Here is a 23,038-nt window from a genome sequence, read left to right on the forward strand (position 1 = left end):
AATCCTCACGTACTTCAAGTACGCTCCGGTTGTTCCGCGCTGTCCGGGTCCAAACTGCCTGCAACAATTACGCCTGTAGTTCAGGCTCTATGGAATTGAAACGATGGCACAACTCAAAAGCTGGCGTCAGCGCCAGCATTACGCCTGGCTGCTGGGGTTATCGCCGTCGCTTGTGGTGCTGACGCTGTTAACCCTGGTCCCGGCGGCGGCGCTGCTGGTCACCAGCCTCACGCCGTTCAGCCTGACTAACCCGGAAGCGACATTCACCTTTAGTAACCCACTGGTGAACTATCAGCAGTTGCTGCATGACGACCGTTTTCTCAACTCGCTGGTGACGCAGCTTAAGCTATCGGTGGTGAGTGTCTTCTTCCAGGTGCTGATCGGACTGCTGCTGGCGCTGCTGCTGAATGGCTCATCGCGGCTGCTCAACGGGGTGCGTACTTTGTTGCTCATCCCTATGGTACTGCCGCCGATTATCGTGGCGCTGATCTGGAAAATTATCTACACCCCGGACATCAGCCCGCTGCACCAAATTCTGGAGCGCATCAACCTGCCGCTGAACTCGCTTATCGCCAACCCGGACACCGCGCTGTGGGCGATAGTGGTGGCCGACGTCTGGCAGTGGTTTCCGTTCACCATGCTGATGGTGCTGGCGGCCCTGCAAATGGTGCCCAACGAACCGCGCGAAGCGGCAAGCCTCGACGGTGCCTCGTCGTTCAATATCTTCCGCTACATCGTATTGCCGCACCTCAAACCGGTGCTGGCGGTGTGCATTCTGTTTCGTCTTATCGACAGCTTCAAAGCCTTTCCGCTGATTTACATCCTCACGGACGGCGGACCGGGCTCGGTGACAGAAGTCACTAACTACTACGGTTTTATTCAGGCTTTTAACTTTTCCTGGTGGGGATACGGCAGCGCCATCGCGGTGGTGATCCTGGTCGGGGTGTTTATTTTAAGCTGGCTGATTGGCCGTGCGGGGTGGAATGATGACAGTACAGCACACTGATGAACGCCGTCCGCTCGCGTTCACCGTTACGCGGCGCAAGAAGTGGCGTTTCAAAGGCAAACGCACGCTGGCGGCGTTACTGCTGCTGGTGTTGTTTCTCGTACCTTTCCTGTGGATGGTCATCATGTCGTTGCGCCCGTCGATGGATGCGTTCGACCTGACGCTGTTTTTCACGCCCACGCTGGAGGCGTATCGCCAGTTGATTGCCGGGAATTTCCTGCAGCCGTTTGGCAACAGCCTGATGGTCAGCGTGATTTCCACGGTATTTTCGCTCCTGCTCGGCGTGCCAGCCGCCTGGGTGCTGACGCGCTGGCGCTTTCGCGCCCGTCGTTATGTGGCGCTGTGGATCCTGGTGACGCGCATGGCGCCACCCATCGCCTTTACCATTCCGTTCTTTCTCGCCTTTCGCTGGCTTGGCCTGCAGGACACCATCATCGGACTGGCGATTGTCTATCTCACCTTTAACCTGGCGGTTGTTATCTGGCTGATGCAGACCTTCTTTGCCGCCATTCCGGTCACGCTGGAAGAGGCGGCGTGGATGGATGGCTGCTCCCTGTGGGGCAGTTTCTGGCGGGTGTCGCTGCCGCTGGTCAAACCGGGCCTCGCGGCGACTGCCATTCTCTGTTTCATCTTCTCGTGGAACGACTTTTTCTACGCCCTGATTTTAACCCGTACTAACGCTATTACCGCCCCGGTCGCCATTGTGAATTTCCTGCAATACGAAGGGTGGGAGTGGAGCAAAATCGCCGCCAGCGGCACGCTGGTGATGTTGCCGGTGGTTGCCTTCACCCTGCTGGTGCGGCGCTATCTGGTACAGGGCTTAACCGCTGGTGGACTTAAGGATTAATAATGGCAACCCTGACACTCAACAACATCGCAAAACGTTTTAACGGGCAGACCATTATCCCTGGTCTGGATTTGACCATTCACCACGGCGAATTTATTGCCCTGGTGGGGCCGTCCGGCTGTGGAAAGTCAACGCTGCTGCGTATGATTGCCGGGCTGGAGGGTATCGACGGCGGCGAGCTGATTCTGGACGGCGAGGTGATTAACGATCTCTCGCCACAGGAGCGTAACATGGCGATGGTCTTTCAGAACTACGCGCTCTATCCGCACATGACGGTGGCGGATAACCTCGGTTTCTCGCTCAAAATGCAGGGCGTGGCGAAGGCGAAAATTGACAGCCAGGTGCGCCAGGCCGCCGACACGTTAGGGCTGACGCCGCTGCTGGCGCGTAAACCGTCGCAGCTTTCCGGCGGGCAGCGCCAGCGCGTGGCAATGGGCCGCGCGATCCTGCGCCATCCGCGTCTGTTCCTGTTTGATGAGCCGCTCTCTAACCTCGACGCCAAACTGCGCGTGGAGCTGCGCACTGAAATCAAGGCGCTGCATCAGCGGCTTAACACCACCATGATTTACGTCACCCACGATCAGATTGAGGCCATGACCATGGCCGACCGTATCGTGGTGCTGCGCGACGGGCATATTGAGCAGGTGGGCACGCCGCTGGAGTTGTACGACCGCCCGGCCAACGCCTTTGTGGCGAGCTTTATCGGTTCGCCGTCGATGAACCTGTTCACCGGGCACGTGGAGCGGCCTGGCATCGTGATGACCGATGACGGCATTGCCCTGCCGGTAGCCCAGACGCCGGGGCTGAATATCGGGCAGCGAGTGCTCTACGGGGTGCGACCACAGCACTTTGTGCTGACGCCGGGGGCGTCGATCGATGCCCATGTCAACGTGGTGGAACCCACCGGTTCGGAGACGCAGATCCTGCTTAATATCGGCCAGCAAAAAGTGACCACGCTGTTTCATCAACGCGTGGCGGCACTGCCAGGTGAAACGCTGAAAATCCTGCCGGATGCCCGTCATGCTCATTTGTTTGATGCCGCAAGCGGCGTGCGACTCAATTAACGCTGAGGGAGGTAATGAACAGGAAAGCGATTGTCTTTGGCGTCGATGGATTAATGATGCCGCCTGTCAAAAAGTCACTGCCGCAACCGCGCCTGTAGAGTTGTTGCGTGACGTTGTCACTTAATGTCAAAGCTCATGGGCATGTCACCTTAACCCAGGGGAGGCGCGTGACAGGCGGGCGCAACCATTGCTTATCGGCCTGGCGTCAAACGCGCTACCCTCGACGGTTCTATAATGCAGGCGTTACTGGCGCCAGATGGGACAGAAAGATGACCGAACATCGTTATACTCGTTACGGGAGTTTGCAAAACAAAGTGGTGGTGATCACCGGCGGGGCCAGCGGGATTGGCGCGGATCTGGTGACGGCGTTTCGCCAGCAGGAGAGCCGGGTACATTTTCTGGATATCGATATGACGGCGGGGAGTGCGCTGGCACAGGCTCGAGGCGCCTGTTTTCATCCGGTCGATGTGCGAAATATTGCCGCGTTGCGCGAGGCAATCAACAACATTGCCGCCCAGGAAGGCCGCATTGATGTGCTGATCAATAACGCCGCCCGTGACGACCGGACCGATACCTTCACGGTGGAACCGGAGGCCTGGCGCGAGAGCCTGGCGGTGAACCTTGATCACCAATTCTTTGCCAGCCAGGCCGTTGCCGCGCTGATGCAAAAAGGCGAGGGCGGCAACATCATTCTGACCAGCTCCACCAGCTTTATGAAGGGCAGACCGGGCATGTCCGGTTACACCACGTCAAAGGCGGCGATTGTCGGGCTAAGCCAGACGCTGGCGCGCGAACTGGGGCCATCGGGCATTCGCGTTAACTGCATCGTGCCGGGGGCGATTTCCACCCCACGTCAGCAGGCGCTGTGGCGCACGCCGGAATCCGAAAAGGAGATCCAGGCCATGCAGTCGCTGGATATCACCCTTGAAGGCCGGGACGTTGCCGCCATGGCGCTGTTTGTCGCCTCCGATGACGCCCGTGGCTGTACCGGGGGGCTCTTTTTTATCGACGCCGGTATCCGCCTGGTGTGACCGCATCTTCACCCCCGCACGCTGGCCGCGCGCACGTGCAGGGTGCGCCGGGGCGTCGTGATGATAGTGGTGACGACGCCCACAATATGCGCGCCTTCCTCCTCATCAATGTATACCGTGCGATAGTTTTCGTTCTCTGCCACCAGGCGCGGCGGTGAGAGGCGTAAACGCCGGACGGTAAAACCGCTCAGCAGGCGGGCGACGACGATATCGCCATCCGCCGGTTGCAGGCTGCTGTCCACCAACAGTAAGGATCCGGGCAGGATCGCCGCGCCGCACATGGCATCGCTGGCGGTGCGCAGCACATAGGTTGCGGACGGGTGGCTAATCAAGTGTGCCACCAGGTCGATCGCGCCTTCGATGTAATCGGCCGCCGGGCTGGGAAAAGCGCTGGTTGTCATTGCATGTCGCTCCCACGTAATGGCAGGCATAAGGCTGCCTGACAAACCTGTAGACGTCCTGATAAAGGTGAGGCTTGCGCCGCTGATACATCCATGATGACTGTTTTTATGTATTACTGTGTTTATATACAGTATCGCCAAAAAGGAGTATCGATCAAGCCGCCTCGCTGCGATTTTTGTGAAGAGATTGATGGCACAAGGATTTTTGTTGGATGATGAAAAAATGCGCGATTCGGGTATTTCTGGCCCTCATCTGGCCGCAGGCAACCTTGAGAATAATAAGGGAAAAAACGCTATTTTATTATTTCGCGGCGGTGGACGTTTTTTACATTCACTGGGCCAGCCACTACACTTAGCAGCAGTTTAACCATTGGATGGCGAAAATGACGGCATTGAAAACCCATAATTTCTTTTTTATCGTTCTGTTGTTGCTGGTCAGTGTGGCGTTTTTTAGCCTGATCCAGCCGTACTATGCAGCCATTATCTGGGCTGTTATTCTGGCGCTTATTTTTTATCCGCTGCGGGTGAAATTATCCGCCTGGTTACGGGGGCGTGACGGTATTGCTTCGTTGCTGACCGTACTGCTTATCTGCGTGTTGGTTTTTATTCCATTAATGATTATTGTTACGTCACTGATTGCGGAAATTAATGCGCTTTATCAACGGTTGCAAAATAACGCCACGGATTTACCACAACTCTTTACTGACAGTATTAGTTATCTGCCCGGTTGGGCGCAGGGATATTTACGTGAAAATGACTTTGACTCTGTCGGTGCCATTCGCGAAAAATTATCCGGTGTGGCGCTGAGCTCCGGGCGATATCTGGCGGGCAGCGCAGTGATTATTGGTAAAAATACCCTGAGTATTACCGTCAGTTTCTGTCTGATGGTCTATCTGCTGTTCTTTTTACTGAAAGACGGCTCCCGGCTGGTTCGCAGAATATTTACGGCTATTCCGCTGACGGACAAAATCAAACGCCGCCTGTTCCATAAATTTGCCAGCGTCTCCCGCGCCACGGTGAAAGGGACACTGGTGGTAGCAATTGTGCAGGGGGCGCTGGGAGGCTTCGGCTTCTGGTTTTCCGGCATTAACGGCAGCCTGTTGTGGGGTTCGCTGATGGCATTCATGTCGCTGATCCCGGCGGTGGGTACGGCGCTTATCTGGGTTCCGGCGGCTATTTTTCTCTTCTCCACCGGGGAAATTATCACCGGTACAATGATGACGCTCTATTTTGTCGTGGTGGTCGGACTGGCTGATAATATCCTGCGGCCATTATTAGTCGGCAAAGATACCCGGATGCCCGATTATTTAATTTTGCTGACTACGCTTGGCGGGTTGCAATTCTTTGGCATTAACGGTTTTGTGCTGGGGCCAATGATTGCCGGGCTGTTTATTGCATCGTGGAATTTACTCGCCGAAGACCGTGCGCTGGCGATGAAATCGGAACAATAATCTGTATTGCCGCCGCCGATATTTTTCACCGGCGGCTGTGATGCCATTTCCACAAACCTGGTGAGCACAGGTAAAGAAGTGAAAAGAATTTGAGGAAAAACAGGGCCTGTGGTAGAAATAGGGCGTGTTTTACTACTGAGGACAATCGTTCCGCCGCGATGAGAAGCAATGTGCGGATATTGTAATTTTATGGATAATTTGTTCAGGACGTTCATCTCTGGCTTTTCCCGTCTTACTTCTTCTGTCTTTCTGCTTTCCGGCGAACAACACTGGCGCTCGGCGCTATAGTCCTTTTCTCTCTGCTTAGGTTCGCGTAAATCACGCGACTTTCATTTTTTACGCACCGGGTTTTCCGTTAGGGAAGAACCCTGCAGGATTATATTCTCAAGCAGGAGAAGCATGATGATTTACTGGATATTATTAGCGCTGGCCATTGTGGCTGAAATAACCGGCACATTATCAATGAAGTGGGCAAGTGTGACTAACGGACACGCCGGTTTTATTCTGATGCTGGTGATGATTGCACTGTCATATATTTTATTATCATTCGCGGTTAAAAAAATTGCCCTCGGGGTGGCCTACGCCCTGTGGGAGGGGATCGGTATTTTATTGATCACCCTGTTTAGCGTTGTGTTGTTTGATGAAGCGCTCTCCCCGATGAAAATTGCCGGGCTGATGACGTTGGTGGTCGGGATTGTGCTTATCAAATCGGGCACCCAGAAAGCGGCTAAGACGCCGCAGGAGCGCTGCAATGCAACAGTTTGAGTGGGTTCACGGCGCCTGGCTGGCGGTGGCCATTGTGCTGGAGATCGTCGGCAATATTTTCCTTAAATTTTCAGCCGGTTTTCGCCATAAATTATACGGAATTGGCTCGCTGGTGGCGGTGCTTGGTGCCTTTGCTGCGCTGTCTCAGGCAGTAAAAGGGATAGATTTGTCAGTAGCTTACGCGCTCTGGGGTGGGTTCGGCATTGCCGCGACCCTGGCGGCGGGCTGGATCCTCTTCGGCCAGCGCCTGAATAATAAAGGCTGGATGGGGGTTATCTTACTGATTGTGGGTATGATACTAATAAAACTCGCCTGATGTGATCGCTGCCCGAATCAGAGGCAGCGAAATCCACCGACTGTATTACGCTTAGTTAACGGAAGTCCTCAACTGGCTGTTTTTCCTGTTAAGGATAGAGGGGGCAGTGCATGTTGAACCCATTTAGCTGGCGGAATATCCCGAATGCCAAAACCCTGTTCGTCATGATCTTCCTGGCAGGGATTGGGCTTATTTTTTCTATCGTTGCGCTGCTCTACCTTTCGTTGCATCTGATCAGTAGTAAAGCCAACGAAATTGATGAACACCGCACCGTACTGTCCGTGCAGGGGGCGATTCAGACCTCGGTAAATCGCGTGCGCTCGCTGGTCATTGATAACGCCGTCTGGGATGACGCGGTGCGGGAAGCGTATCGCCCACAGCTTGATACACAATGGCTCTACAAAACCTGGGGTGAGGGATTTAAAGTCAATAATCTCTATGACGGCACCTTTATTCTTGATGAAAACTTCAACGTCTTATGGGGAGCGTTTCACAGCGCCACATTTACGGAACATTCGCTCGATTTTTTTGGCAAGGGTTTACAGGCGCTCATCCGTAATAATTCGGCTTCACTGATTTCCAGTAATGACATTTATGCCGGGATTACCCGTACCCGCAGCGGCACCGCATTTATAGGGATAGGCCTTATCCGCCCGATGGTGGGTAATTTAGCGGTTAATGATAATACCCGGCGTTATCTGGTGATTACCCGCCACCTGAATACACAAATCCTTAAAGAGCTGGGCGATACCTTCCAGATAGCCGATTTAGCGTTCACGGAGCAGAAGCCGGATGAATTCGCCGTGCCGCTGGAAAGTTCGGCGGGGGAGGTGCTGGGCTGGTTAGACTGGTCACGGCGCCTGCCGGGCGCGGAAGCTGCCGAGGCGGCCTCTGCCAATATTCGTCAAATCGCCCTGCTGGCATCGGGATTGATCCTCCTGTTTATTCTCCTGAGCAGCGCCGGGTTGTATAAGCTGGCGAAAGGGGAAAATATTGCCCGTCGGATTGCCTTAACCGACTGGCTGAGCCACCTGCCTAATCGCCGCGCCCTGATTGAACATCTCGATAAGCTCGCCGCGCGGGGCGACACCAGTATGATGAGCGTCGCCTTTGTCGATCTTGATGGGTTCAAGGATGTGAACGACATTTACGGGCATGACGTGGGGGACCGCCTGATCAGAACCATCGCCCAGACGTTACGGGAGAAAGTGCCGACGCAGGGGATGCTGGCGCGGATGGGGGGCGATGAGTTTGCCATGACCATTGGCGGCCCCTGGGCAGAGGAGCAGACCGCGAGATTTGCCGGGCACGTGCTGGCGTATCTGAATAACCCCATCCAGGTGGGAGAGCGGACGATCCATATTGGAGCCAGTATTGGTATCGCCAGCGGCACGCTGGTGGAGTGCACCAGTACTGAGCTTTTCCGCCGTGCCGATATCGCCATGTACCACTCAAAAAGTATCGGCAAAGGGCGCATCACGCATTACGATGCGGCGCTGAACAGCGCTCGCGAGCGGCAGTTGCTGATTGAAAATGATATCCGTAACGGTATGGAACGCGATGAATTCGATGTCTGGTATCAGCCCATTGTGGATGCGCGTAGCCTGGCGATGGTTGGCGTCGAAGCACTTGTCCGCTGGCCGCGCCGCCCGGGTGGCGAACTTAAACCCGATGATTTTATTGTGATTGCGGAAACCAGTGGCCTGATTTACGAACTGGGGCAATTTGTTCTGCGTCGTGCCTGTAACGATCTGCAGGCGTATAGCGATTTAAAATTGTCGGTAAATATCTCCCCGGCGCAATTTCGCGATCCGGATTTTGAAGATAAGGTGGCGAAGGTGCTGAAAAGTACGCGCTTCCCGCCAGCACGTCTGCAACTGGAAGTGACCGAAACCTATGTAGTGGAAAATCCGGAGCGCGCACATATCGCTATTACCACCCTGAAAGCGCTGGGCATGTCGGTCGCACTGGACGATTTTGGTACCGGATACTCCAGTATCGGCTACCTGAGACGCTTTAATTTTGAAACGATCAAAATTGATAAATCCCTGGCCGGGCTGGTAGATGATGATGAACAAGCCTCGGCGCTGGTGAGCGGCACAATTCGTATCGCCAGTGCGCTGGGAATGATGGTGGTGGCCGAAGGCGTGGAAAATGAAAAGCAGATGAAGATGCTACGATTGGCCGGTTGCGACCAGTTACAAGGCTACTGGTTTAGCGAACCCATGCCGCTGGACGACATTTTGCATTTTCGTCATCTGCGGCAGGGCTGATTTTACTCTTTTGCCAGCGCTTCGAGTTTGTCACGAAAACCGGTCACCGAAATGGCCCGGTTGTCGGCGCGCCAGCGATCTTTGGCGGCCGGGGCTGAACTCTGGACCGCAATAAGCTGCCAGCCTTCGGCGGTTTTCAGCATCAACGGCGAGCCGCTGTCGCCGGGCAACGTATCACATTGATGAGACAGAACGCTGTTTTGCGCCCAGCCGGTAACAATGCAGTTTTCGTGGCTGTACAGCGTGTCCAGATGATCGGCCGGATAACCCGACTGCGTCACTTTGCGCTCTGCCACTTTGAGCGCATCCGTCAGCGCCGCTTTATCACCCACAAACAGCGGTAACGGCGTAATGCCGGATGGCGGGTTGCGCAGCACAACCAGCCCAAAATCCCAGGGTGCCGCGGATGATGGCACGATCCAGCCATCGCCATCGGGTTTCAACCTTTTACCCAGCGACGGATCGACGCGCCCTTCGATGCCGTGGATTTCATAACGCCAGGTTCCTTTCTGCGAAACAAACCGCAGCGCTACCGCTTTATCCGGTTTGCCGTTCGGCGGCGTCAACAGACAATGCCCGGCGGTTAAGGCCAGGTGAGGCGAAATAAGCGTCGCGGTACATAAATTGCCGCTTGCTGTTTCCAGTTGCCCAATCGCATCCCAGGGGGAGCGGGTCGGAGTGGTCACGCGAACGCGATCATCATGACCAAAGAACAGCGTCTTGATCTGAGCCGCATCAATGGTGTCATCATCACCATCGTCGGCATGTCCGTAAGCAGAAAAGAGAAAAAACGATCCCAGCAATAGCACAACGGTTTTTCGCATATCACACTCTGGTGGGGTAATTATGATTATTAAATGTGAACCCAGGTTTATAAACTATAGACGGGGCGAGAAAAAAGTGGGAGTAAAATCAGCGTGCTACATCAGGAAAGAAAAAGCCGAAGGGCAATGAGCGCGCAGACAATCAGCATTAACAGGATGAACTCGAAACGATAACGTCGCAGCATAGGCCCTCCAGAGAAAAACGGCGCTTCACCTCAGGGTTCAGCGCCGACGATTTACTCAGCCTGTACAGCAGGCGGGGTATTACACGGTAACTTATGCAGCCGGTTGAGCAGCTGGTTTAGTTGCAGTGTGTTTTACGTGTTTTTTATGGTGTTTTTTAGCAGCCTGAGCTTTCTGCTCTACAGCCGGTTTAGCCGCTGCTTTTTTGTGGTGTTTTTTCTTAGCAGCCTGAGCTTTCTGCTCTACAGCTGGTTTAGCTGCTGCTTTTTTGTGGTGTTTTTTCTTAGCGGCCTGAGCTTTCTGTGCAACGGTTTTTTTCTTGTGAACTTTTTTCGCATGCGTGGTTTTAGCCGGGGCAGCAGCAGGTGCAGCGGCCGGAGCAGCAGTAGTAGTGGTGGTAGCCGGAGCTGCAGTTGTGGCTGCGGTATCAGCAGCGAACGCAACAGAAGACAGACCCATAGCAGCGGCAACAACCAGAGCTAATACTTTTTTCATTCTGATATCCTCGAATTTGGTTTCATTGTTCAACCCCACTGCGGGGCCGTTGAAGAGACTATACCGACAGCGATGATCTCTTTCCGTGAGTGATTGGTTTCGGCGTGTAACGGGATGTACAAACGAGGCGGGGGGCGCAGAACGTAGTCTTTGTTAGATGATGAAAGTGTTTATTTTCAGATAGTTAGTTTTATTGTTATCAGTTGAACCATGTACATCCGCAAGGTGGACGTCATCGTTATTGTACGAATAAAGCCAGAAAGGGGGGCTGAAAGCCAGTACAGAGCCCCCCCGGCATGATTCAAAGCAATTTATTCATGTTATAGCCGGTGACCTGGTAGCCATTCGCTTCATAGACTTTTTTGGCATGCGCATTTTCGGCGGCGACGCGTAATTTGATTTGCCGGATACCTTCGCCTGCCAAAAGAGCCTCCAGACTTTGCATCGCGCGGCTACCGAGCCCTTTACCGCGAAACGCGGGCAGGAGGTAAAAGTCATAAATAAATGCCGATTGATCCTCCCCATTCGCCCGGTACCATAAATAGCCAATCTGCACTTCGCTGCCGTTATCTGTATGCACGATGCTTTTCAGGCTTTGACCTTGCGTTTGCACACCGTCGGGCAGGCTGGTGGCAATTTCCCGTTTTGCCTGCGCCAACGCCGCATCCTGGGAGAGGTGATAATTAGCGGCAATCTCCGCAGCATAGTCGGGAATAAAATAGGCCAGAAAGCCTGCGAATTCCGTTTCAGACATGGGGTGAAGCACAACCATATTTTTGCCTTTCAAAGTGATGGGCTGGCACAGTTCAGCGCGCGGTGCGTGAACTGTGCCGGGGATGATTACAAATAACGCGCCGTTAAATGCTGGCGGAAATAGCGGCTGTTCAGCGCCTCGCCAGTGGCCTGTTCGATCAACTGCGAGGTGGAGAAACGGCTGCCGTGCTGCCAGATATTCTGCCGCAGCCAGTCAAACAGTGCGGAAAAATCACCTTGCGCAATAGCTTCGTCCAGCCCTGGCAGGGCATTTCGCGCGGCCTGGAAAAGCTGAGCGGCATACATCGCGCCAAGCGTATACGACGGGAAGTAGCCAAACCCGCCATCCGTCCAGTGGATATCCTGCATACAGCCGTTACGGTAGTTACCTTCGGTTGACAAGCCCAGCCATGCCTGCATTTTTTCATTCCACAGGGCGGGGATATCGTCCACCTCTATCTCGCCGTTAATCAATGCTCGCTCAATTTCATAACGCAGGATCACATGGGCCGGATAGCTAACTTCATCGGCATCGACGCGGATAAAGCCGGGTTTAACGCGCTGGTTCCAGGCGATGAAGTTACTTTCTTCAAACGCGGGTTGTGCGCCGAAATGTTGAATAATCGCGGGCAACAGACGTTTCAGGAAGGCTTCGCTGCGGCCAAGCTGCATTTCAAAAAACAGACTTTGCGACTCATGGATGGCGGTAGAACGCGCCAGCGCGACCGGCTGCCCCAGCCACTGACGCGGCAGGTTTTGCTCATAGCGGGCGTGCCCGGTTTCATGCACCACGCCAAACAGCGCACTCAGCAGTTCATTTTCATCATAACGGGTGGTGATGCGGACATCTTCCGGCACGCCGCCGCAGAATGGATGCGCGCTGACGTCGAGACGCCCGGCGTTAAAATCGAAACCGAGTAGCGTCATGGCTTCCAGCCCCAGTTCGCGCTGGGTGGCGACCGGGAACGGGCCGACGGGGGCAATCAGCGTTTCACGCGATTGCTTGTCAACCACGCGCTGCAGCAGGTCCGGGAGCCAGGATTTTAGATCGGCGAACAGGACGTCCAGGCGGGCGCTGGTCATGTCCGGTTCGAAAATATCCAGCAGCGCGTCATACGGTGAGCAGCCTTTTGCCTGGGCGCGGATCTTCGCCTCTTCGCGGCTGAGTTTTACCACCTCTTTCAGATTCGCGCTGAACCCGGCCCAGTCATTTGCCGGACGCTGAGTGCGCCAGGCATGTTCGCACTTGCTGCCCGCCAGTGCTTTGGCCTCCACCAGTGATTCCGGCAGCAGCGCGGCCTGCTGGTACTGGCGCGTCATCTCGCGCAGGTTGGCCTGCTCCACATCATTAAGTTCTTCTTGAAGTGCATTGCGCAGCCAGTCACCCACCTTTTTGTCGGTCAGGATTTGGTGCTGTAGCACCCCCAGTTCAGCCAGCGCCTCACCACGGGCGGTGCTGCCCCCCGGCGGCATCATGGCGAACATGTCCCATCCGGCGATGGCGGAGAGGTGCTGAAAACGGCTCAGGCGCGTGAAGGTGCGGGTAAGGGATTGATAGTTTTGATTGTTATCCATATTGCCTCTGCAAGCGGGTTCGGAACGATATGAATGAGAGTACAGAGATTCAGGCGCTTATCAATGGACAAACAAGATTATTCGCCGGTTTATGGTGGGACATTACCAACTGAACCATAATGAAAAAGTCGCAGGTGATATACGTTGAATCAACCCTAAAGCCTAAATGATGAATCCCTTTGTGTGGATCATATTTGCTCTTATGGTGCTTGACGCAGTACGTGAACTTTTAGGGGCATCGTCGATACTAGGGATGTTCTGATCTGCCAGGGCACAGAGCAAAAGCCCCGAAAATAGACCGGGGCTCTATGTTAACTCGTACCGCTTTAGCGTAAGCGGCGATGTAGTCTGCTGCCGACAAATAACGCCAGTAACAGCATCAGCGCAATAAAGCCGCCCACACCGTTCCAGCCATAGTTATGCCAGAACACACCACCGAGCGTACCCGCAATACTTGAGCCCAGATAATAGCTGAATAAATACAGCGATGAAGCCTGCCCTTTGGCGCGGCGCGCGCGTGGGCCAATCCAGCTACTGGCGACGGAGTGGGAAGCAAAGAAACCGGCAGTAAAAAGCAGCATACCGATAAAGATCGCCCACAGTGAAGGAAGTAACGTTAATAAAAGACCGGAAAGCATAATTGCAATCGAGGCGACCATCACCGGCCCACGACCATATTTGGCGGTCATTGCTCCGGCGCGTGGCGAACTCCAGGTGCCGGTTAAATAGGCGACGGAAAGTAACCCCACCACCGCCTGGCTTAAAAACCACGGCGACTGCATTAACCGATAACCAATGTAATTAAACAGGGTAACGAACGAGCCCATTAACAGGAAACCCTCAAGGAATAATAAGGGCAATCCTTTATCGCGCCAGTGCAGGCGAAAATTAATGAACAGGGTGCGCGGGCGTAGCGAACTCGGACGGAAATGACGAGATTCCGGCAAAATACGCCAGAACATTAACGCGGAAGCCAGTGCAAAACAGCCAATTGCCGCCAGCGCGATACGCCAGTTAAAAAAATCAGTGAACACGCCGCTAATAAGGCGTCCGCTCATGCCGCCAATCGAGTTACCGCTAATGTACAGCCCCATGGAAAAGGCGACAAAGCTGGGATGGATCTCTTCACTAAGGTAGGTCATGCCCACGGCGGCAACTCCGCTCAGTGACAGCCCAATCAGGGCACGCATGATCAGAATGCCGTGCCAACTGGTCATCAGCGTTGAAAGCAGCGTACAGCATGAGGCCAGCAACAATGCCGTCACCATCACTTTCTTACGGCCAACCGCGTCTGATAACGGTCCGGTAAATAACAGACCGATGGCCAGCATGGCGGTAGAGATAGAGAGTGAAATACTGCTGTTTGCCGGGGAGACGCCGAACTCCTGCGACAGCACCGGCAAAATAGGCTGTACACAATAAAGCAGGGCGAAGGTAGCCAGTCCGGCGGAGAAGAGCGCCAGGGTGACGCGCATAAATTGGGGGGTACCACGTTTAATAAATTGTGTCGGCAAAGAACGATTATTTTCATCAACACCACTTGCCGGAAGAGTGTCAACGGTAGTTGTACGGCTCACTTGAAATCCTTAAGTTTACATCCCGGTCAGGCGGGGATGTATTTAAGGGTATGAAACGGTCATTGTTCTGTCTAATATATTAATAATCTCAAATGATATGTTTAAAATATGAATATCGAGCTTCGCCATCTCCGTTATTTTATTGCTGTCGCCGAAGAGCTGCATTTTGGTCATGCGGCGGCGCGGTTAAATATTTCCCAGCCGCCGCTGAGCCAACAAATCCAAATCCTTGAGCAGCAAATCGGCGCGAAGCTGCTGGCGCGTACCAACCGCAGCGTGTCGCTGACGCCCGCAGGCCGACAGTTTCTGGCAGACAGTCGGCAGATATTAAGCCAGGTAGATGATGCCGTTAGCCGGGCGTCCCGCCTGCATCAGGGGGAAAACGGCGATTTGCGCATTGGCTTTACCTCATCGGCACCGTTTATTAGCGCGGTGTCTGACACCCTGTCGTCGTTTCGCCAGTCTTACCCGGATGTGCATATCCAGACCCGGGAAATCAATACTCGTGAGCAAATAGCCCCGCTCAATGAGGGCAAGCTTGACCTTGGATTGATGCGCAATACCTTGCTGCCTGACACGCTGGCCTGGCAGGTGATTTTGCGCGAGCCGCTGCTGGCGATGATTCATCGCGATCACCCTTTAGCCGCGAAAAGCGGCGTATCGCTGGCCGAGCTGGCGCGGGAGCCGTTTGTCTTTTTCGACCCACATGTGGGAACCGGGTTGTATGACGATATTCTTGGGTTGTTGCGCCGTTATAACCTGACACCGTCGATTACCCAGGAAGTGGGGGAGGCGATGACCATTATTGGGCTGGTGGCGGCAGGGCTTGGGGTGTCGATTCTGCCTGCCTCATTTCGGCGCGTACAACTGACAGAAATGCGCTGGGTACCGATCCTGGAAACGGATGCGGTATCGGAAATGTGGCTCGTATGGGCAAAGCATCATGAACAGGGAACAGCGGCACAGCGTTTCAGGCAGCAACTCATTTCTGCGGCGAATGCATAAAAAGTGGCCAGTATACGCCCGCAAAACGTGCGGTAAATCACAAGCCTACGTAAATATTTGACGGCGACTATTGAAGTGCTTCACCATATCCCAAAGTTTATTTCGAGCTCAAAAATAAAGGGAGTAAGAGGTGGTTGCTGATAGTCAGCCTGGGCATATTGATCAGATTAAGCAGACCAATGCAGGGGCTGTCTACCGCCTTATTGATCAGCTTGGCCCGGTGTCGCGCATCGATCTGTCACGTCTGGCGCAGCTTGCGCCGGCCAGTATTACCAAGATTGTGCGGGAAATGCTTGAGGCGCACCTGGTGCAGGAGACCGAAATTCAGGAGCCGGGAAGCCGCGGGCGGCCTGCCGTTGGGCTGGTGGTGGAGACCGAAGCCTGGCATTATCTCTCGCTGCGCATCAGCCGCGGGGAGATCTTCCTCTCTTTACGCGATTTAAGCAGCAAACTGGTGGTGGAAGAGCGTCAGGAGCTTCCGCTGACCGACGAAAAGCCGCTGCTGCAGCGCATCATTGTTCATATCGATCAGTTCTTTATCCGCCATCAGCAGAAGCTGGAGCGGTTAACCGCTATTGCTATCACCTTGCCGGGGATTATCGACACGGAACATGGCATTGTGCACCGCATGCCGTTTTATGAAGACGTCAAAGATATGCCGCTGGGGGAAATGCTGGAACAGCACACCGGTGTGCCGGTCTATGTGCAGCATGATATCAGCGCCTGGACCATGGCAGAGGCGCTGTTTGGCGCGTCGCGCGGGGCGCGTGATGTTATCCAGGTGGTTATCGATCATAACGTTGGGGCCGGGGTTATTACCGACGGTCGCCTACTTCATGCAGGTAGCAGTAGCCTGGTGGAGATCGGTCATACGCAGGTCGACCCATACGGTAAGCGCTGCTACTGCGGTAATCATGGGTGTCTGGAAACCATTGCCAGCGTGGAGAGTGTGCTGGAACTGGCGCAGCTACGCATGAGCCAGTCCATGAGCTCGATGTTGCATCAACAACCGCTGACGGTAGAGTCGTTATGTGAAGCGGCTCAACAGGGCGATTTGCTGGCGAAAGACATTATCAGTGGCGTGGGGGCGAATGTTGGTCGCATTCTCGCCATCATGGTGAATTTATTCAATCCGCAAAAAATTCTCATTGGTTCGCCGCTCAGTAAGGCGGCGGATATCCTCTTCCCGGCGATTGCTGATTGCATTCGCCAGCAGGCGCTGCCCGCCTACAGCAAACATATCGCCGTCGAAAGTACACAATTCACCAATCAGGGCACTATGGCAGGTGCGGCACTGGTGAAAGACGCGATGTATAACGGATCCTTGTTGATTCGTTTGTTGCAGGGGTAACATTTTTACACTGTTCTACTAAAAATTGCGCTATCTCAAGCTGAACATCGCATCCCTAACGTAGACTTTCGCTACTGAATTATTTTCCTGATTTATATTTTCGTAGCATAACGGTGGAGTTAGCGATGCTTAAGCGTTTCTTTGTAACGGGTACTGATACGTCTGTCGGCAAGACAGTGGTGTCCCGCGCGCTGCTACAGGCGCTGGCCGCTTGTGGCAGTACCGTCGCGGGTTACAAGCCAGTCGCTAAAGGGAGCAAAGAGACACCGGAAGGCCTGCGCAATAAAGACGCGCTGGTGCTGCAAAGCGTGTCTTCAATTGATTTACCGTATTCTGCTGTCAATCCCATTGCGTTTAGCGAAGATGAAAGTAGCGTGGCGCACAGTTCTGCGATCAATTACACCCTGTTGTCCAATGGCCTGGCCAGCCTGTGCGAGCAGGTTGATCATGTGGTGGTGGAAGGGACGGGCGGCTGGCGTAGCCTGATGAACGATCTGCGTCCGCTTTCCGAATGGGTTGTGCAAGAGCAAATGGGCGTGTTGATGGTAGTCGGGATACAGGAAGGGTGTATCAACCATGCGCTGTTGACCGCTCAGGCGATTGCCAGCGATGGTCTGCCGCTGATTGGCTGGGTGGCTAACCGCATTAACCCAGGGCTTGCGCATTACGCTGAAATTATTAATGTTCTCAGCCGCAAGTTGCCTGCGCCGCTGGTGGGTGAGTTACCTTATCTGCCGCGTGCTGAACAGCGCGACCTGGCGCAGTATATCAATTTGCAGATGGCGAAAGGGATGCTGGCCGCCGAGCGTGTATTGGCGTAAACCGGCAGCCAGACCCGGATGGCGGCGCAAGCGCCTGATTCGGGCTACGCGTTTGGTGCGGCACATACCTCATACGTAGCCCGGCTAAGCGTCGCGCCAGCCGGGGTCAGGCATCGCTGTGAATATTCAGCACCCGGCGTGTTTTGCCGGAGCTTAAATAATCTGCAATATAATCCTGTGAAATCTCCCCGTTGTAGCGCCCGGCTTCATCAACAATCGGCATCCAACTGGTATTACTCTCGTACAACTTCGACAATACCACGCGCAGATTATCCTCAGCTTTCCCGGTGATTCGGAATGGATGCAGCAGCCCGGCGCAATCGCCCTGCGCGCCTCGCGCTTCGCGACGCTTCACAAAACCCAGCGGTTTACCGTCGCCATCCACCACGGTAATCGCGCGAATATCGTTATCGTCCATCATCGCGAACGCCTCCTGCGCCGCCGTCGACTCACGTACCGTCAGCGTTGGCTGTTGGTCGGTGACATCGCCTGCGGAAACCAGCAGCAGACGTTTCAATGTACGGTCCTGGCCGACAAAAGAGCCGACAAACTCGTTCGCCGGTTTGGCCAGCAGCTCATCCGGGCTGGCGCACTGCACAATACGCCCCTGGCGGAACACCGCAATCCGATCCCCCAGCTTTAACGCTTCATCTATATCGTGGCTGACCAGCATGACGGTCTTTTTCAGCGTGCGCTGCATCTCCAGAAACTGATTCTGGATAACCTCGCGGTTAATGGGATCGACTGCGCCGAACGGTTCATCCATCAGCAGGACCGGCGGATCCGCCGCCAGTGCGCGAATCACCCCGATACGCTGCTGCTGACCGCCGGACATCTCACGCGGATAGCGGTGAAGGAATTTTTTCGCATCCAGTGCCACCATATCCATTAACTCTTCGGCACGACGCTTACAGCGGTCTTTATCCCAGCCCAGCATGCGCGGCACCACGGTAATGTTCTCTTCAATGGTCATATTGGGAAACAGACCGATCTGCTGGATAACATAGCCCAGATTACGACGCAGGCTGACAGTATCCATGTCGCTGGTATCTTTGTCATTGACCAGGATCTTACCGCTGCTGGGCATAATCAGGCGGTTAATCATCTTAAGCGTGGTCGTTTTGCCGCAGCCGGACGGGCCCAACAGTACGCACATTTCACCTTGCGGCACGTGCAGGTTGATATTGTCGACGGCCTTCACGGTCTGGCCGTTTTTCTGGGTGAATTGTTTAGTTAAATTTTCCAGTTTTATCATTATCGAATCCCCTTCGGTGTCAGAACCACCTGCAAGCGATGCAGTAACCAGTCGAGCACAATGGCCAGTAAACAGATCATCAGCGCCCCGGCAATTAACATGCGGATATCGCTGCCGCCGATACCATTGAGCAACAGTAGCCCCAGGCCGCCTGCGCCAATGACCGCCGCGATGGCCATAACGCCAATATTCATCACCACCGCAGTACGGATACCGCCGAAAATCACTGGCAGCGCCATGGGAATCTCTACCCAGCGCAGACGTTGCCAGAAGGTCATGCCAATGCCGCGTCCGGCTTCACGCAGGCCAGGAGGCAGACTGTCCAGCGCGGTATGGGTATTACGCACAATCGGCAGCAAGGAGTAGAGAAATACGGCGGTGATAGCGGGCAGGGCGCCAATCCCCTGGCCGATCAGCGAGAAAAGCGGGATCATCAGGCCGAATAAGGCAATCGACGGGATGGTCAGCACAATCGTTGCCAGCCCCAGCACGGGCGTTGCCAGCCATTTATGCCTTACGATAAGGATCCCCAGCGGCACACCCGTCACAATTGCCAGACCGACTGCAAGCAGCACCAGCCAGAGGTGCTGGAAGGTGAGCATTGCCAGATAGTTCCAGTTATCCATCATGTAGTGAATCGTATCCATAGGCGCTCCTTACAGCAGACCTTTCTCACGCAGGAAGTCGTGCGCCACCTGCTGTGGCGTCTGATGGTCAATATCGACTTTTGCGTTGAGCGTCATGATGACGTCGTTGTTGAGCAGACCAGAAAGCGTATTAAGCGCCTCTTCCAGCCCCGGATTGGCCTCCAGCGTGTCTTTACGCACCACCGGCGTCACGGCATAGCTGGGGAAGAAGCCTTTATCGTCTTTCAGCACTTTCAAATCGAAGCCTTTTACCCGGCCATCCGTCGTGTAGACCAGACCGGCATCGACGAAGCCATCACGGACGGCGTTATAGACCAGCCCGGGGTCCATCTGACGGATTTGCGGCCTGTCCAGCTCAAGGTTATAGGCCTGCTGGAAGGGTTTCATACCGTCGCTACGCCCGGAGAATTCGAGATCCAGCCCCAGCATCCAGTTGTGTTTAGGATCGGTTTTTCGAATCTGCTCAATCTTCGCCACCATGTCAGACATGGTATTGATATGCTCGGCCTCGGCGCGTTTACGCTGCATCGCAAAGGCGTAGGTATTGTTCATATCGGCAGGTTTTAACCACACCAGGCCATGTTTTGCATCCAGCCGTTTTACCGTTTCGTAAGACTGTTCCGGCGTCATACGCTCTTTAATATGATTGAAGATAATCAGCGAGGTGCCGGTATATTCCCACGTCATATCAACCTGTTTATTGATCATCGCATTACGGGAAATCACCGTGGCAATGTTGGTTTGTGGCTGCACCTGAAACCCTTTCTTTTGCAGATACTGCACCGTCAGGGCCGAGAGAATATGCTGCTCAGTAAAACTTTTGGTCGCCAGAATCAGCGGGGCGGCGTGTACGCTTGCCGTAAAAAGCAGCGTGGCACTCAATAGCCCCAACAGGCGTGAAGTCAGTCTCATAGGGATTCCTTTTCTTATTATTGGGTTCAGGCTGAGTGAGGGCTCAGAAAACGCCCCAGCGCCGCCAGCAGCGTGTCCAGAATCAGGGCAAACAGCGCGGTTGCCGCCGCACCCAGAATCAAGGTCGGGAAATCGTTCAGATAGATACCCGGGAAGATCAGCTCGCCATAACTGCTGGCACCGATTAAAAAGGCCAGCGGCGCGGTGCCCACGTTGATGGCCGTGGCGATACGCACTCCGGAGAGGATAACCGGCAATGCATTGGGCAACTCCACCTGATACAGCCGTTGCCATTTGGTCATACCGATGCCGTTCGCGGCTTCCAGCAGCGATGCCGGAACCGAGCAGAGCCCCGCATAGGTGTTACGCACAATGGGCAGCAGTGAGGCCAGAAAAAGGGCGATAATGGCGGGTTTATCACCAATCCCGATGATGACCATCGCCAGTGCGAGTACGGCCAGCGGTGGCAGCGTGTTACCGACGTTAAAAATCTGCATCACGTATTCGGCGACACCGCGCGCAGCCGGGCGGCTAAGCGCAATCCCGCTGGGAATACCGACCAGCAGAGCAAAGAACATAGAGCTGAACACCAGTATCAAGTGTTGTTGCCCGAGATAGACCAAATCCACCTGGCGGGCTCTGATTGTATCCAGACCAATACCCCAAACCAGGAGCGCCAGTACGACGGCGATAGCCGCGATAAACAGCAGGGCGCGTGAGAGTGCGGAAGTGTGCATTGCAGTGTGTCTCCCTGTGTGCATGCGTTATGGCAACGGAGAGTTGCGTGTTGTTATGCCATGTTCGGCAGGGTATTTGAGCTATAGCAAGCACCTGGGAAGGATTCCAGTTTGGCGCGAATCTTTTAACCTGCGGATTTTGCGGAGGATTTACGCTATCGCTGATGGGATAACGGCTAAGAGGGGAACTAAAGAATTGTCTTAAAAATGCGCCCTTAAAGTGACATTGTCACCTTAAGGGCGCATTGGCAGGGATTAACGCGATAACGCTTTTTGGGCAACCGGCATTAATAAACGGCTCTGCCAGTCGCTAAGCGTTAACCGGGCAAGCCTTCCCGCCGCCTGCCAGAACGGGTGACGGGCTTCCGCTACAAAAATCTCAAGAAAGCGTCCGGCCCAGGGCAGAAGATGCCAGGCAAGCAGCTCATCACAGGTGGCGTAGCGCTGATTCTCAACAAGCCAGGCTGCCAGCATCAGCAGAGTGCCAAAATGATCTTCCGGCTCATTCTGACTGGCCTCCCAGACGATGTGGTTGTCACGCATCCACTGGCGAAGCTCCAGTGTGGAGTCGCCAAAGAGTACGCTTTCTTTATCCAGCCAGACGGATCCCCAGGGCGGCGCAGGCAGCGCCCACGGGCCGATGAACAGCCGTTGCCAGGCCTCGGGAATTGTTTCATTGCTTTCTGCGCAAAATAACGGCACGAGCGGAGTCAACGCCTCCGGCGCCAGCGGCCATTGGGTTTGCCATTCCCCCTGGCGGAATGCGGCGATCAGCGCCTGCGTCTGTTCACTTTCCGGCGGGTAGTAAAACAGCGCCCCCAGAATGCGTGCCGAAAAGGCGAAATCGGCTGTGTAAAAAGTGTCAGTCATTACGTTCCCTGAATCTCTGCTTAACCTGCAACCGCCATACCGACAGTCATATGTAACCCATAGAACAGACCGCGCCCCACCAGTTCGCCTGCAACCACCAGTATGACACCGGCAAGCAGGCTGACAGCACGTGGCTGTTTTCGCATGATCAACGGACAGAGCCAACAGCCGAGACCCGCGGCCAGCAGGACCATGCGCCAGACCTGCATTTCACTCCAGGCTGGCACCAGCATGCTGGCCTGCTGCACGGAACTGTGGATCCCGGCAAGGCTCATCCCTTGCAGAATCACCAGACCGAGGCTTGCCAGCAACGCCACCACGCTCAGCGAGGCGAAGGTCGCGCCATTGAACGTGACGTGCGCCAGACGCAGCAGCAGTGCCGCCAGTAGCGGGCCACCGAGTAGCATCGTGAGGAAGAACCCGGCGGTGGTGTATCCGTTATGCCAGGTGGGTACCGTATCAATCTGATAGACACGACTCATAGCCCAGACAAATACTACGCCCAGCACCATGCTGACCACCAGCCAGATTTTGCCCAGCGCAGCCGGCATTTTACCCAGCACTGTCACCAGCCACCAGAAGCCGCCTACGGCGAAGAAAATCGAGCCAGCGGCGATTTCGTTACTTAACGCAGAGGCGCCCACCCGGTTGAGTGAGTTCAGCGCGCGCATCGGTGAACCGAGGTGCATCATAGAGGCGATAAAGCCGATGCCCATTAATACCCAAAGAAAGAACATGCTCCGCGTAATTCGCTGCTGTTCGGGCGCATCGTTTTTCGCCGCCATCCAGCCCATCCCGGTGACGATAAGACCACCTGCCACGCATTGCCCTAATACCGTGAACAGCACCAGCGGCCATTCATGCCATCCGTTACCCATC

General features: G+C 54.7%; 27 protein-coding genes. 14 read left to right on the forward strand and 13 right to left on the reverse strand.

The annotated features are described in order from the left end of the window. The first annotated feature begins 103 nt into the window (after window positions 1-103). From ABIB59_RS14810 to ABIB59_RS14825, 4 genes are all read left to right on the forward strand, one after another. Window positions 104-1,006: a carbohydrate ABC transporter permease gene (locus ABIB59_RS14810; RefSeq protein WP_107224162.1), complete on the forward strand. Its 903-nt coding sequence runs from the start codon at window positions 104-106 to the stop codon at window positions 1,004-1,006. After that, window positions 984-1,853 carry a carbohydrate ABC transporter permease gene (locus ABIB59_RS14815; protein WP_354035977.1) on the forward strand — a complete coding sequence of 290 codons (870 nt, stop codon included), beginning with the start codon at window positions 984-986 and terminating at the stop codon, window positions 1,851-1,853. The genes ABIB59_RS14810 and ABIB59_RS14815 overlap by 23 nt, the downstream gene beginning before the upstream one ends. 2 nt (window positions 1,854-1,855) lie before the next feature. Beyond that, window positions 1,856-2,917 carry an ABC transporter ATP-binding protein gene (locus ABIB59_RS14820; RefSeq protein ID WP_039078834.1) on the forward strand — a complete coding sequence of 354 codons (1,062 nt, stop codon included), beginning with the start codon at window positions 1,856-1,858 and terminating at the stop codon, window positions 2,915-2,917. Window positions 2,918-3,186: 269 nt separating this feature from the next. Beyond that, the gene (locus ABIB59_RS14825) at window positions 3,187-3,948 is read left to right on the forward strand and encodes an SDR family NAD(P)-dependent oxidoreductase (RefSeq protein WP_039078835.1); all 762 of its coding nucleotides are present in this window, start codon (window positions 3,187-3,189) and stop codon (window positions 3,946-3,948) included. 8 nt (window positions 3,949-3,956) lie between these two features. Here the strand turns inward: ABIB59_RS14825 and umuD are convergent, their stop codons facing one another. Then, window positions 3,957-4,379 carry a translesion error-prone DNA polymerase V autoproteolytic subunit gene (gene umuD, locus ABIB59_RS14830; RefSeq protein WP_071195519.1) on the reverse strand — a complete coding sequence of 141 codons (423 nt, stop codon included), beginning with the start codon at window positions 4,377-4,379 and terminating at the stop codon, window positions 3,957-3,959. Window positions 4,380-4,539: 160 nt separating this feature from the next. Between umuD and ABIB59_RS14835 the strand changes: the two genes are divergently transcribed. The 6 genes from ABIB59_RS14835 to ABIB59_RS14855 all read left to right on the forward strand — a co-directional run bounded on the left by ABIB59_RS14835 (window position 4,540) and on the right by ABIB59_RS14855 (window position 9,154). Then, on the forward strand, window positions 4,540-4,716 hold the full coding sequence (locus ABIB59_RS14835; protein ID WP_334749044.1) for a hypothetical protein: 177 nt from the start codon (window positions 4,540-4,542) through the stop codon (window positions 4,714-4,716). A gap of 16 nt (window positions 4,717-4,732) precedes the next feature. Then, window positions 4,733-5,800 (forward strand): AI-2E family transporter, encoded by a 1,068-nt coding sequence (locus ABIB59_RS14840; protein ID WP_039078864.1) that lies wholly within the window; start codon window positions 4,733-4,735, stop codon window positions 5,798-5,800. 189 nt (window positions 5,801-5,989) lie between these two features. Next, complete coding sequence (locus ABIB59_RS26395) at window positions 5,990-6,088, forward strand: protein YdgV (RefSeq protein WP_418904010.1); 99 nt, start codon at window positions 5,990-5,992, stop codon at window positions 6,086-6,088. 114 nt (window positions 6,089-6,202) lie between these two features. Further along, entirely contained in the window at window positions 6,203-6,565 is a 363-nt protein-coding gene (mdtJ, locus tag ABIB59_RS14845) for a multidrug/spermidine efflux SMR transporter subunit MdtJ (protein ID WP_354036347.1), read from the forward strand. Next, a complete protein-coding gene (mdtI, locus tag ABIB59_RS14850) occupies window positions 6,552-6,881 on the forward strand; it encodes a multidrug/spermidine efflux SMR transporter subunit MdtI (RefSeq protein WP_071195520.1) in 330 nt (109 codons plus the stop codon). Before mdtJ ends, mdtI begins: the two co-directional genes overlap by 14 nt. Window positions 6,882-6,991: 110 nt before the next feature. After that, window positions 6,992-9,154: a bifunctional diguanylate cyclase/phosphodiesterase gene (locus tag ABIB59_RS14855; RefSeq protein WP_039078838.1), complete on the forward strand. Its 2,163-nt coding sequence runs from the start codon at window positions 6,992-6,994 to the stop codon at window positions 9,152-9,154. Between the two features lie 2 nt (window positions 9,155-9,156). On the opposite strand, the gene ABIB59_RS14860 is transcribed toward ABIB59_RS14855, so the two are convergent. From ABIB59_RS14860 to ABIB59_RS14875, 5 genes are all read right to left on the reverse strand, one after another. Then, on the reverse strand, window positions 9,157-9,978 hold the full coding sequence (locus ABIB59_RS14860; protein ID WP_071195522.1) for a trypsin-like serine peptidase: 822 nt from the start codon (window positions 9,976-9,978) through the stop codon (window positions 9,157-9,159). 101 nt (window positions 9,979-10,079) lie between these two features. After that, window positions 10,080-10,163 (reverse strand): small membrane protein YdgU, encoded by an 84-nt coding sequence (gene ydgU / locus ABIB59_RS26400; RefSeq protein ID WP_090088754.1) that lies wholly within the window; start codon window positions 10,161-10,163, stop codon window positions 10,080-10,082. 91 nt (window positions 10,164-10,254) lie between these two features. Beyond that, complete coding sequence (asr, locus tag ABIB59_RS14865; protein ID WP_039078840.1) at window positions 10,255-10,656, reverse strand: acid resistance repetitive basic protein Asr; 402 nt, start codon at window positions 10,654-10,656, stop codon at window positions 10,255-10,257. A 301-nt stretch (window positions 10,657-10,957) separates the two neighbouring features. After that, complete coding sequence (locus tag ABIB59_RS14870) at window positions 10,958-11,428, reverse strand: GNAT family N-acetyltransferase (protein WP_354035981.1); 471 nt, start codon at window positions 11,426-11,428, stop codon at window positions 10,958-10,960. A 68-nt stretch (window positions 11,429-11,496) separates the two neighbouring features. Then, window positions 11,497-12,984 (reverse strand): carboxypeptidase M32, encoded by a 1,488-nt coding sequence (locus ABIB59_RS14875; RefSeq protein WP_071195525.1) that lies wholly within the window; start codon window positions 12,982-12,984, stop codon window positions 11,497-11,499. A gap of 169 nt (window positions 12,985-13,153) precedes the next feature. On the opposite strand from ABIB59_RS14875, the gene ABIB59_RS14880 reads away from it, so the two are divergent. Continuing rightward, window positions 13,154-13,246, forward strand: a complete 93-nt coding sequence (locus ABIB59_RS14880) for a KPN_01571 family protein (RefSeq protein ID WP_223886976.1) — start codon at window positions 13,154-13,156, stop codon at window positions 13,244-13,246. 64 nt (window positions 13,247-13,310) lie between these two features. Here the strand turns inward: ABIB59_RS14880 and ynfM are convergent, their stop codons facing one another. Further along, complete coding sequence (gene ynfM / locus ABIB59_RS14885; protein ID WP_039078843.1) at window positions 13,311-14,561, reverse strand: multidrug efflux MFS transporter YnfM/SxtP(Kp); 1,251 nt, start codon at window positions 14,559-14,561, stop codon at window positions 13,311-13,313. 108 nt (window positions 14,562-14,669) lie between these two features. Between ynfM and ynfL the strand changes: the two genes are divergently transcribed. The 3 genes from ynfL (at window position 14,670) to bioD (ending at window position 17,738) form a co-directional block, all read left to right on the forward strand. Next, window positions 14,670-15,566, forward strand: coding sequence for a multidrug efflux transcriptional activator YnfL/SxtR(Kp) (gene ynfL, locus ABIB59_RS14890; protein WP_354035984.1), 897 nt, complete (start codon window positions 14,670-14,672; stop codon window positions 15,564-15,566). A gap of 130 nt (window positions 15,567-15,696) precedes the next feature. Beyond that, the gene (gene mlc, locus ABIB59_RS14895; RefSeq protein WP_039078845.1) at window positions 15,697-16,917 is read left to right on the forward strand and encodes a sugar metabolism global transcriptional regulator Mlc; all 1,221 of its coding nucleotides are present in this window, start codon (window positions 15,697-15,699) and stop codon (window positions 16,915-16,917) included. A 125-nt stretch (window positions 16,918-17,042) separates the two neighbouring features. Further along, window positions 17,043-17,738 (forward strand): dethiobiotin synthase, encoded by a 696-nt coding sequence (gene bioD, locus ABIB59_RS14900; RefSeq protein ID WP_039078846.1) that lies wholly within the window; start codon window positions 17,043-17,045, stop codon window positions 17,736-17,738. Between the two features lie 106 nt (window positions 17,739-17,844). Here the strand turns inward: bioD and osmV are convergent, their stop codons facing one another. The 6 genes from osmV to ABIB59_RS14930 all read right to left on the reverse strand — a co-directional run bounded on the left by osmV (window position 17,845) and on the right by ABIB59_RS14930 (window position 23,037). Continuing rightward, complete coding sequence (gene osmV / locus ABIB59_RS14905; protein ID WP_039078847.1) at window positions 17,845-18,993, reverse strand: osmoprotectant ABC transporter ATP-binding protein OsmV; 1,149 nt, start codon at window positions 18,991-18,993, stop codon at window positions 17,845-17,847. Beyond that, entirely contained in the window at window positions 18,993-19,640 is a 648-nt protein-coding gene (gene osmW, locus ABIB59_RS14910; RefSeq protein ID WP_335255121.1) for an osmoprotectant ABC transporter permease OsmW, read from the reverse strand. Before osmW ends, osmV begins: the two co-directional genes overlap by 1 nt. A gap of 9 nt (window positions 19,641-19,649) precedes the next feature. Further along, the gene (gene osmX / locus ABIB59_RS14915) at window positions 19,650-20,552 is read right to left on the reverse strand and encodes an osmoprotectant ABC transporter substrate-binding protein OsmX (protein WP_071195528.1); all 903 of its coding nucleotides are present in this window, start codon (window positions 20,550-20,552) and stop codon (window positions 19,650-19,652) included. 26 nt (window positions 20,553-20,578) lie between these two features. Then, entirely contained in the window at window positions 20,579-21,289 is a 711-nt protein-coding gene (gene osmY / locus ABIB59_RS14920) for an osmoprotectant ABC transporter permease OsmY (RefSeq protein ID WP_108701215.1), read from the reverse strand. 255 nt (window positions 21,290-21,544) lie between these two features. Then, window positions 21,545-22,159 (reverse strand): Tat proofreading chaperone DmsD, encoded by a 615-nt coding sequence (dmsD, locus tag ABIB59_RS14925; RefSeq protein WP_110296307.1) that lies wholly within the window; start codon window positions 22,157-22,159, stop codon window positions 21,545-21,547. A gap of 20 nt (window positions 22,160-22,179) precedes the next feature. After that, entirely contained in the window at window positions 22,180-23,037 is an 858-nt protein-coding gene (locus tag ABIB59_RS14930; RefSeq protein ID WP_354035988.1) for a dimethyl sulfoxide reductase anchor subunit family protein, read from the reverse strand. Between the last annotated feature and the right edge of the window lies 1 nt (window position 23,038).

Origin of the sequence: Citrobacter sp. UYEF32, from assembly GCF_040546205.1 — a bacterium.
GTDB lineage: Bacteria > Pseudomonadota > Gammaproteobacteria > Enterobacterales > Enterobacteriaceae > Phytobacter > Phytobacter diazotrophicus.